2 protein-coding genes are annotated in these 1,325 nt (G+C 27.1%); both read left to right on the top strand.

Annotation, left to right across the window (positions count from 1 at the left end):
- Window positions 1–89: 89 nt before the first annotated feature.
- Window positions 90–863 carry a hypothetical protein gene (locus OCV48_RS08820; RefSeq protein ID WP_147591694.1) on the top strand — a complete coding sequence of 258 codons (774 nt, stop codon included), beginning with the start codon at window positions 90–92 and terminating at the stop codon, window positions 861–863.
- A partial coding sequence (locus OCV48_RS08825) for a hypothetical protein (protein ID WP_262559489.1) occupies window positions 850–1,325 on the top strand: 476 nt, incomplete at its 3' end. The genes OCV48_RS08820 and OCV48_RS08825, both read left to right, overlap by 14 nt.

Here is a 1,325-nt window from a genome sequence, read left to right on the forward strand (position 1 = left end):
TTTTAAAATAAAAAGCATAAAAGGTGTAAAGGAGGGCAGAAGATATTAATACAAAAGAAAAGGAAAATAAATATTATAGGAGGAAAAGAATGAAAAAGATAAAAAAAAGTATGTTACTATTGATAGTATTTGTAACAGTAATTATAAGTTCTACAAGTTGTAAGAAAAAAGTATATATAGATGTAGACAAGTGTGCAGAAGTGGCACTGGAATATATGAAAACTAAATATAATGAAGATTTTGAAGTTGCATATAAGTATGAAGTCAGAAGAGTTTTTGGAAGTGCAGGATATGTAGAAGTAGATGTAAGAATTAAAGGAAAAGAAAAAGAATATCGTGTGATAGTATATCCAGATGAAAAAGAAGAAAATGATAAAACCTATGCTTCATATAAAGTAATATCAGACGAATATATGTGTAATCTGGTAAAAGATAAGATAAAAGTTGAGTTAGATAATGTAGTTAAGGAGGTGGGAATGAATAGATTTATTAGTGGAGTATATGTAAGAGAGAGAAACAAAGAAAAAATAGAGGGCTTTTTTGGATTTTCTAGTGCTTTTTATATTGAAAATGAAAATGACACACTTGATGGATTGTTAAGAAATGAAAATGTATATATAACATATAGAATTGAAGTTCCGGAAAGTGAATTCAGTAAAGATTATGAGAAGAGTATTATAGAAATATTAAAGCCTAAAATATCAGATGATATTATATCAATTTCTATAGAATCATATCCAGAAGAAACATATTTAGAAAGAGAAAAAATATATAAAGAAAAAGGATATGAAGAAATCGGTGGCTTGATTGGAACAGATAAAATAGATTTTTTTATAGAGGAGGAAACAAATGAGTCTAAGTAATGAACAGTTATTAAATTTGTCAGCATTAGCATATTATAATATTGATAATATAAATACAGGTAGTAAAAATGTTAAGGAAATTATAAAAGAAATAAAAGATGATGAAATGATAACATGTTTTGATGGAGTAGCGGGATATACAGATAAGGAACTTGGAATGGACAAAATTATATCATTTATAGAAAATGATAGTGAATTAATGAAATTACAAATAGTGTATCCTAGTGGCAAGGATAATACTACATCATCAGTATGTTTTGTAAATACAGAAACGTCAGAAGTTTATGTTGTATATTGCGGCAATTATATTGATAGTCTCTATATAGTAAGAGATGATGATGGGAAACAGATAAATATAAGTGAATGGACAGAAAATGTTAAAGGTTCATGTGTATCAGATACGGAGTCGCCAAAAAGAGAATTAAAATTTTATGAAGATGCTATTAATGCGGCAAGAAAAGA

The sequence above is a fragment of the Bovifimicola ammoniilytica genome (assembly GCF_025567085.1).
GTDB classification, from domain to species: domain Bacteria; phylum Bacillota; class Clostridia; order Lachnospirales; family Lachnospiraceae; genus Bovifimicola; species Bovifimicola ammoniilytica.

Coding starts and splice junctions, on each gene's coding strand:
- OCV48_RS08820 (WP_147591694.1), top strand. CDS start 90: ATGAAAAAGATAAAAAAAAGTATGTTACTATTGATAGTATTTGTAACA.